The sequence below is a fragment of the Flavobacterium sp. genome (assembly GCF_039930565.1).
Classification (GTDB): Bacteria; Bacteroidota; Bacteroidia; order Flavobacteriales; family Flavobacteriaceae; genus Flavobacterium.
Window position 1 is genome coordinate 1 of the sequence record NZ_JBDTTP010000111.1, and the last position, 9,428, is coordinate 9,428.

General features: G+C 33.7%; 7 protein-coding genes. 3 read left to right on the plus strand and 4 right to left on the minus strand.

What is annotated here, in order from left to right:
• The coding region (locus tag ABI657_RS18085) for an ABC-F family ATP-binding cassette domain-containing protein (RefSeq protein ID WP_348098670.1) at positions 1 to 1,715 on the plus strand (1,715 nt) is incomplete at its 5' end.
• Positions 1,716 to 1,928: 213 nt separating this feature from the next.
• On the opposite strand, the gene ABI657_RS18090 is transcribed toward ABI657_RS18085, so the two are convergent.
• A complete protein-coding gene (locus ABI657_RS18090) occupies positions 1,929 to 2,891 on the minus strand; it encodes an App1 family protein (protein WP_348098671.1) in 963 nt (320 codons plus the stop codon).
• A 63-nt stretch (positions 2,892 to 2,954) separates the two neighbouring features.
• Between ABI657_RS18090 and ABI657_RS18095 the strand changes: the two genes are divergently transcribed.
• Positions 2,955 to 3,824 carry a diacylglycerol kinase family protein gene (locus ABI657_RS18095; protein WP_348098672.1) on the plus strand — a complete coding sequence of 290 codons (870 nt, stop codon included), beginning with the start codon at positions 2,955 to 2,957 and terminating at the stop codon, positions 3,822 to 3,824.
• A gap of 7 nt (positions 3,825 to 3,831) precedes the next feature.
• On the opposite strand, the gene ABI657_RS18100 is transcribed toward ABI657_RS18095, so the two are convergent.
• Positions 3,832 to 4,977, minus strand: coding sequence for a GNAT family N-acetyltransferase (locus ABI657_RS18100; RefSeq protein ID WP_348098673.1), 1,146 nt, complete (start codon positions 4,975 to 4,977; stop codon positions 3,832 to 3,834).
• Positions 4,978 to 5,086: 109 nt separating this feature from the next.
• Complete coding sequence (locus tag ABI657_RS18105; RefSeq protein ID WP_348098674.1) at positions 5,087 to 5,575, minus strand: DUF1761 domain-containing protein; 489 nt, start codon at positions 5,573 to 5,575, stop codon at positions 5,087 to 5,089.
• A 191-nt stretch (positions 5,576 to 5,766) separates the two neighbouring features.
• Between ABI657_RS18105 and ABI657_RS18110 the strand changes: the two genes are divergently transcribed.
• Positions 5,767 to 6,072, plus strand: a complete 306-nt coding sequence (locus ABI657_RS18110; protein WP_348098675.1) for a hypothetical protein — start codon at positions 5,767 to 5,769, stop codon at positions 6,070 to 6,072.
• A 133-nt stretch (positions 6,073 to 6,205) separates the two neighbouring features.
• On the opposite strand, the gene ABI657_RS18115 is transcribed toward ABI657_RS18110, so the two are convergent.
• Positions 6,206 to 9,121 (minus strand): PQQ-dependent sugar dehydrogenase, encoded by a 2,916-nt coding sequence (locus ABI657_RS18115; protein ID WP_348098676.1) that lies wholly within the window; start codon positions 9,119 to 9,121, stop codon positions 6,206 to 6,208.
• Between the last annotated feature and the right edge of the window lie 307 nt (positions 9,122 to 9,428).

Sequence of the window (9,428 nt, forward strand, 5' to 3'; positions counted from 1 at the left end):
GTTTCCTGCGTCAGGATATCGATTTTGAACAAGGAAGAACCGTTCTTGAAGAAGCTTACGAGGCCTTTACGGATATTAAAATTGTAGAAAAAAAATTAGAACAAATCAATCATCAGTTGGTTACAAGAACCGATTATGAAAGTGAAGAATACAGCCAGATCATCGAAGATTTATCCGATTACACACATCGTTTTGAACTTTTAGGAGGCTATAATTATGTGGGAGATACGGAGAAAATTCTAATGGGATTAGGTTTCAAGAGAGAAGTTTTCAATAATCAGACCGAAACTTTTTCAGGAGGATGGAGAATGCGTATCGAATTGGCTAAGCTTTTACTACAGTCAAACGACATATTACTGCTGGATGAGCCCACAAATCACCTTGATATTGAGAGTATAATATGGCTGGAAAGTTTTTTACGTAACTATCCGGGAGTTGTCGTAATCGTATCGCATGATAAGATGTTTCTGGATAATGTTACTAACCGTACAATCGAAATTTCTTTAGGAAAAGCATATGATTTCAATAAGCCTTATTCAGAATATTTAGAATTGCGTCACGAAATTCGTGAGAAACAATTGGCAACTCAAAAAAATCAGGCTAAGAAAATTGAAGAAACAGAAAAATTAATAGAGAAATTCCGCGCAAAAGCTTCCAAAGCTTCAATGGCGCAATCGTTGATTAAAAAATTAGATAAAGTAGAAAGAATCGAAGTTGACGAAGATGACAATTCGGTAATGAATATATCTTTTCCAGTTTCAAAAGAGCCAGGCCGGGTAGTTGTAGAAGCTGAAAACGTAACGAAGGCATATGGTGATAAAATAATACTGAAAGACATTAATCTATTGGTAGAACGGGGAAGTAAAATTGCTTTTGTAGGGCAGAATGGTCAGGGAAAATCAACTTTTATCAAAGCAATCGTAGATGAATTTGAATATAGTGGAACTATCAAATTGGGGCATAATGTACAATTAGGATATTTTGCACAAAATCAGGCTGAATATCTTGATGGGGAAATTACATTGTTGCAAACTATGGAAGATGCCGCTATGGATACGAATCGTTCTAAAGTTCGTGATATGCTGGGTTCATTTTTATTTCGTGGGGACGATGTGGAGAAAAAAGTAAAAGTGCTTTCCGGTGGTGAGCGTAACCGTTTGGCACTTTGTAAGTTATTACTGCAGCCAATCAATGTGTTATTGATGGATGAGCCAACGAATCACTTGGATATTAAATCTAAGAACGTTTTAAAGGCTGCTCTTCAAAAATTTGGAGGAACGTTATTGCTTGTGTCTCACGATAGGGATTTCCTGCAAGGCATGTCGAATTTAGTATATGAATTCAAGGATCAAAAAATAAAAGAATATTTAGGCGATATCAACTATTTCTTAGAACAGCGCAATTTAGAAAACATGCGGGAAGTCGAGAAAAAGGATATTGCCAAAGCTATTACGCCAAAAGAAAGTAACAAAACTTCATATGAAGATCAGAAAAAAGGAAAATCTCTGCAAAATAGATTAAGCAAAATTGAAAGCCAAATCAAACAGCTAGAAAAAGATATTCAGCACGACGACAAGATGCTGGCTTCTAATTATGACAAACATATCGAAGACGCTTCTTTTTTTACCGCATACAATAAAAAGAAAGCCGACCTGGATCAATTGCTGCTCGACTGGGAAATTGTTCAGGAAGAAATAGATAATTTCAGCGTATAAATAATTTTTGGGAGCTGATCCGGCTTTCTGTTTAAAGTCCTCACTAAAAGAACAGTTTTTCCAATGTTGCAAAAAGAGCTTCTTCCAGTCGCTTTTTTACAACAGGAAATTCTGTTCTTTTAGCTCCGGGCTTTTCTCTTCAATCCGGGCTGGGAATACGGTTTCAATTAGATTTTATTAGTGCACGGATAATAATCATTCAGAAAAAGAAAATTAGTTTATGATTCCGATTGATTTTGAGTGCATAATCGCTTCACTGCTTTCTTTAAAATAACAAACAGAAACTTCCAGATTTTCAAGGTTTTTCAAAATTTCCTTTATGTTTTCCTTTGGGTATTTGCCTGTCTGCCTGATATAAACCGCTTTTACGGTTACCGGGAATATTTTACATATTTGCTCGTATAAAAAAGGATCATGTTGCGAATCATCTCCCAATAAAACATATTTAAGATTAGGATAAAATTCTAACACATGTTTTATTTTATCAAATTTGTGATTATGATTTCCTCTTCCGCTCATAAAAAAATCTGCAATTCCCGTCTTAATATCTTTTAATAAAATAACAGCTCTTGGCAGCTGATGGATTTTGGTAAATTTTACAATAAAGCGGTAAAGATTCCATTCGCTGCTCGAAATATAAAAAAAGGCATTCTGTTCATCCTTATTGTTTCTTCCGGCAGAATTCAAAGCCTGATAATGCGGAACAACATCCTTGAAAACCTTTCTGTCATTTACATTTTTAAACAAAAGAATGTACATTTTTTTAAATACATTCCGGGTATGAGAAATCAAAAACGTATCATCAATGTCTGATATGATGCCCACGTTGCCATTGTGAGGTCTTATAAAGCTAGCTGTAGAGGTAATTATTTCATTTTCATATTTTATACTTACTTCATATTCCATCCATCCAAAATTAAATGCCTTTTCCAGGGGTATACAAAATTTAAAATAACCATCATTAAGAGTCTTGGTATGAATTTCGGAGTCACCAAGTTTAAGGTAAACATCAAAATTTTTGATAGTTTTTATCTGAAAAAGATTGACTATCGAAGTGGCATTTTTAAAGCTTTTCTTCTGAAAATCATAATCATAATCATTTTTAAAAACATGACCCATTACGATTAATTCCTGCTCGTTCGCATAACCCCTATATAATTGTAAAATTGGTTTCATTAATTGTGTACTTTTATAGAAACTGTAAATTAATTATTTTAATCGATTTTTAAAGATAAAATTTTGAAAAAGAATATCATTTTTGTTGTAAACCCGATTTCGGGCGATTTAGATAAATCAGATTTGACTGAAGCCGTAGAGGAGTATGCTGATAATAATCACTTCAATTTGTATGTGTATGAAACAACAGGAAATAGTGATTCAGCAGAGTTAAAAAAACTCTACAACCAACATGTTCCGGAGCGAATTGTCGTAGCAGGAGGGGACGGAACCATAAAAATGGTTGCTGAAGCCATGGAAACCCATGATGTAATTATTGGTATTCTGCCGGCGGGTTCTGCAAATGGATTGTCTGTTGATTTAAATTTGCCAAAAACGATTGAAGAAAATTTGAAAATTGCTTTTTTGAATCATTACATAGAAATGGATATGATTTGCATCAATGGCAAGAAAAGTATTCACTTAAGTGATATTGGCATCAATGCAGATTTGGTCAAGAATTATGAAGAAAGCAATCTGAGGGGTTTTTGGGGTTATGCGTTGCAGGCCTATACAACTCTGGCAGATTCTAATGACCCTTTTATTGCAACTATTACCGCAAATAATGAGACTGTTGAACATACTGCCAGGATAGTTGTAATTGCCAATTCCCAAAAATATGGAACAGGTGTTACCATCAATCCAAATGGCGCTATGAATGATGGGAAATTCGAATTGGTAATTTTAAAAAGTCTCGACATATTATTACTCGGAAAAATTATTACGGGAAATATGCCTATAGATTCAGATGATATTATAATTATTTCAACGGATAAGGCTGAAATCAAAACAAATTACCCTGTTAATTTTCAAATTGATGGGGAGTATTGTGGAGCGCAAACTTCATTAGAAATACATATTTTACATAAACAAATGAAAATAGCAGTGCCGTAATTGGTATTTATTTAAATGGATTTCGTTCCTGCCATTCTGTTTTAGGCTCCAGATAATCAAATAATTTTTGAATATTATGATTGATCACAGAATTACTATGCGTAATTAATCCATACATTTTTATGGGTTTAGCTCCAACAGAACTTTTAATTTCAAGGGCTGTTCTGGCAAAAACAATTTCCTTAAAGCCCTGATTAATTGAATAGGCAATTATGTCGTAAAGCATATTTAAATACAGCATTTTTTCGCGTTGTATATTTTCGTTGTAACCGAGAAAATAGGTGTCCATTACATTTCCATTTTTGATAAGCGTGTTAAAACCTATCAATTCTCCATTTAAAAAATACCCATAGAGCAAAAAGTCATCTTTCATTATCTCCTTAAAAAAGCTAAAATGATTACGTGCCAGGAAAAAAGTATTAAAAGGGGCATTTTTAGCCACATGAAAATATAAATCGTAAATAACATCTTCGTAGTTTTTAATATCAGATAAAGACATTTTTTGTTTTACAATACCGTCTGATTTTTTTCTGGCACGTTTATACTGATCGCGGTATTTTTTAGATAAAGCATTAATATAATCCTGTTCTGATTCCCAATTTTTATTAATTTCAAAAACCATATTAGGCTGTGTTGAAAACGTAAAATTGTTTTTAAATTCAGATTGTAATGGCTTAATTTCAGTTTCTGTAAAATCTTTTATACTGGTAATGTGTACTTTTTTACCTTTCTCTTTCAAATCATTTTTAAGCTGATTAATTGCTTTATGGACTGTTTTAATTGCCTTTGATTTATTGATGCCTTTGTTGAAAGACCATGCATTTTGTCCGGTGAGCATATTGTTGCCAACGAACAAAACGTGCGATGCGAAATTTTTAAAGGCAAAATTCCGAACAGAAGTTTTTAAGCATTTATCACGTTCACCAAAAGATTGCAATTTTTCTGCAAATAAAAATTGGGTTACAACAATCCCAACAAGTTGGTTTTCTTCAAAAAGACCAATAAAATGACAAATCATGTTTATTGGAGAAGAATTTTCCAATACTCCGAGATATTCCCGTGTCAAAAAGATATTCTGAACAGCAAGTGCATTCCATCCTAAAGGTAATAAAGATGCGCTATTGTATATTTCGAAAGAATAAGTTGTATTCAAATGTGTAAGCTAATTTTTTCAAAATTAGATAATATTTATAAAAAACTGACTTGTTTAAGTTATTATTAAGATAACCCTTTTGATGAAATCAAACGGGTTATCTATAAATTTAGGCAAATTGGCAAATAATTCCTCCCATCAGAGTCAGAGTTACAATCCAATATCCAGCGTTAACGAAGATATACTTCCATGATTTTTTTTCAAACAATCCAGTAATTCCAAAAATTGGGAAAGCAAAAAACAAACCAGACATAAAGCCATGCAGTGCACCGTGTTTAAAGGTTCTGTAAGCCATTCCGTAATCAGCCATAAAAGCATTAAATGATGGTTTTGCACTTTCAATTAAAGGTGGTCCGCCAACCATACCAACAGCGCCAGATTGATGTATTGTTAATCCCATTTCGATCATCGTGATCATCAGGGAAAAGATATAGGTTAGCCCGAAAATTTTAAGCATATTTCCTTTTCGAAGTTCTTCCTGAGTTAAATTATTCTCTCTCATCCAGACATTTCCAAAAACTTTTGGATTGTACCAGATAAAACCAATAACAAGTGTTACTAGAGCAGATGCCAATAATGCAAAAGGGTTAATTTCCATAATATGAGGTTTTTATAATTAGTTCTTCAAATTTAATTAAAAATTTGTGAAAAAAAACTTTCTAAAAAAAATATAATTTAATACCGTTATTATTGAGGTTTCTTTTTTTTTTATAACTTTAATCATGAATTCAACAATTAAAAAATTGAAAATATTTATTTCTAAATTATCCACTTATAAAATTTAATATTATGGTAGTACAGTATCAGGGAAAACAAAATGGGGTTTCTACATCATTCAAGATTAGGATCATTGGTAATAATCTTTCTAAAAGCAGTTCTAATTACCAAATAGATTTATTGGTTGGCAATAATCAACTGCCGTTATTTACTTCTGAAATACATCAGAGTTTATCTAATTGCTTAAAGGAAATTTATTTGTTCAGAAAATATAACGGTATCAAGTTTGACGCTTCATCAGAAAAAATTGCTTCTTTAGTTGTACCTTACGATAAGGTCTTATATGACTATAATAAATACGCTTTATTTAGAGCTTAGTTAAAAAACAATTAAGATTAAACATTGCAACAGGCAAAAAGCAAATGTCAATAATTGCTTTTTTAACATAAAAAAGCAGAACAAAATATTTTACTATTTGTTCTGCTTTTTATTTTTCGATGATAAGTGTGAGCTACTTTTTCACAATACGAATTGCTTTATTAGTTTCAGCATTTTTAATGAAATAAACTCCTGAAGGATGTTCAGATATATTAATCACATTTCCTGATCCTTCTTTAATTTTAATTCCTAAAACCGAATAAATCTTCCAATCTGATTCCTTTGACAGATGGAATGTTCCAGTGGAGGGATTTGGAAAAACGATACTATTTTTTGAATTTGGTGTTGAATTTCCAACACCAAGATTACAACTATGAACCATATAATCTATTTCTTTTTTATTATTACCGGCGGTGTTGGTAACCGTTAGCGAAACTTTTCTGGTGTCTTCAGTACCATAGAGCACTGTGTGAGGTCCTGATCCAGTTGCGCTGGCAGGAGTTGCGCCATCACCAAAATTCCAAAGATAAGTATCTATTGTGCCAATAGAAACAGATGTAAAAGTAACAGCGGTATTGATGCATCCCATTTGTGGATTTACTTCAAAATCTGCAATTGGTGCAGTAGTATTTCCCGATAGTGAAAACTCCAATTTATTTACATTGATGTCTGCTTCATCAAACCATAGTGTAATAACATGAACACCTTCTGTTAAAGGAATATTAGGGATTATTGCAGTTTGCCAGTTCTGAAATCCGCCTGTATTTGGAATATCAAACCTGCCTGAAACATTTACTCCGTCAACTTCAATATGTAAGGCTTTGTTATTGTATGGAGTTGCAATTCGTAACTTAATATCATAGTTGCCAGTTGTATTTACTTTTGAGGTGTACTTAAGCCATTCATTTCTTGCAACATATGAAATATTAAAGCCACCTTCATTACAGGCTTCTGTTCCTACGCCATCACCAGCTCTGTAAGGTGTATCACCGCCACCATTGGTGTCAAGATAAGCACTTGGCCCAATATCATAATTTTCTGCTTCGATAATGCCTGGAATTTGAGCAATTAAACCCTGATATGGTGCACTAGGAAGTGTTGTTGCCGTGTAAAATGCCGTATAACTTATTGTTCCATTAGGGGGAGCCTGAAACGTTTGATTAACATTTCCTCCCTGACTCCAATGATCAAAATCATATCTGATATTTCCAACATATTGTGGAGTAGGCGCATTGAGAGTCTGTAGTTTTGCATTGGCAACAACTTTTTTAGTTGAAGGTGCAGTCACAGCTTTCTGATTGAATTCAAGATTTAATAAAGCTGGAGAACTTGTAACTGTTACATCTACTAAATTAGGTTTTATATCTACAAATTTTGTAGCTGTTAAGCCATTGCTGTCGGTTACTTTTACGGTAAATCTATACCATACATTAGGCGTTTTTTCTCCTTGGTTTGAAGCTGTAAAAGTTCCGGATTTTATACCTTGCGGACTTGCACCCGGATGCGAATGTCCGGCTCCGGGAACATCTTCGTGAAATAAATCCATTCTCCAGGAAAAAGCAGTTGCAGGTAATTCGCCGTCTTCAATATCTGTTGCAGTAGCTTCAAAAGCAACAATATCGTCTGCATTCCATGTTAAGGTTGATAACGGAAATTTCAAATCAACTGTAGGGGTATTGCTAAACGGAGTTACCGTAAGTGTTGCCTGATTACTAGTTACGCTTCCTCCTGTATTTGTAACGACAACTTTATAGTTACCAGCATTTGCGGCTGTAACATTTGGTATCGTATAAGTTGCTGCTGTAGCACCTGTGATATTCACATTATTAAATTGCCATTGATACGTTTGTCCAACACCACTTGCCGTAACATTAAAAGTTACCGGATAAGTTTCCATTATAGATTGTGATTGTGGATGATTTACAATTGTTGGCGCTTCAGTTTCAATGTAATCAAGCTTGATCAGTGAACCATTTTCTCCATAATCACAGTAATAAATATAGCCATCGTTTCCTAACATCATACCAAGCACATAGTGATGTGGAGCTACATAAAATTCTGTTGAAACCGGATCAGTATCATTTGGGTCAAAAGATCGGATAGCATTTCGAACATAATCCTTGATTATAAATTTTCCTAAAAGGTTAGGATAACGAGATGTTGCAGGATTATATAGCAAACCGTTGGTTAAAGCATTTCCAATACTTCCGGTTTCATAAGTAAATATCGGATTGGTAAATAAATTTGTTTCTGTTTGTTTTCCATCGCCGCCTTGGGGATGTCCCCATGCATAATTGCGAATTGTTGGATTACTGATTTCATTTATTTCTTCCCAGGAAGTTCCAACATCCAAAACAAATAATTTATTGGCTTTGACATTTGGCACAAGTCTCCATGGATTTCTAAACCCATAAACCCATATGCTTTGTCTTTGCACTGAACCACTTCCGTAAAAAGGATTTCCAGGTGCAGGTAATCCGTCTTCTGTAAGACGCAGTATTTTTCCTTTATAAGTGTCGAGATCCTGCGAATTTGTATTTTGCTGACTATCTCCGACAGTTACATAAAGAAAACCATTAAAGAATTTTAAATCCCCACCATTATGAAATCCGCCTCCAATAGGTTCCAGTAATAAAATTTCCTGCCTGCTTAAAACCTGATTAGTTGTGTTAATTTGCACTCTCTCTATTCGGTGTCTGATAACTCCCGCATCGATAATGGAATAAAAAACATAGATGTATCCATTTGTAGCGAAATCAGGATGTAAGGTAAGTCCGAGTAGTCCTTGCTCATTAGTTATAACCGTTGTTACAGTAAAAACTGTTGTAACGGCATTATTTTCAAAAACTTTTACAATTCCTGCTCTCTCAGCAATAAAGATTCGTCCGTCTGAAGATTGCTCTAATGATAAACCTTCATTGATAACGGCAGTAGGAGCGAGGTTTTGTGTTAGGTATTGGCAATTTGCATACCATGAAATAAGTAAAAAGAAAGCACTCAATATGCTCTTTAATTGTTGCCTCCGATTTAATTTTAATTTTTTTTCCATAATGATTAAGTAGGTTGTGATTTGGTTTTCAAATTTAACATTTTTATACCTGTTAAATATGGTTTTTGTAATCATTTTTTGTAAGATTTATGGAGAATATGAAATTCATAAAAAAAGGATATAATAATTAAAGTATTGTAAAAAAAGCTTCAGATTTTTTCTGAAGCTTTTTTTTAGTAGCGGGAGGGATTCAAATATCTAACCAGATTATCTTCCCAGATCGCCCGGATATCTAATCGCAACAATCGCGCAGATTTGCAATCATAAGTGTTCGAAACCTTATTTAGGTTTGAGAATATCATCAACT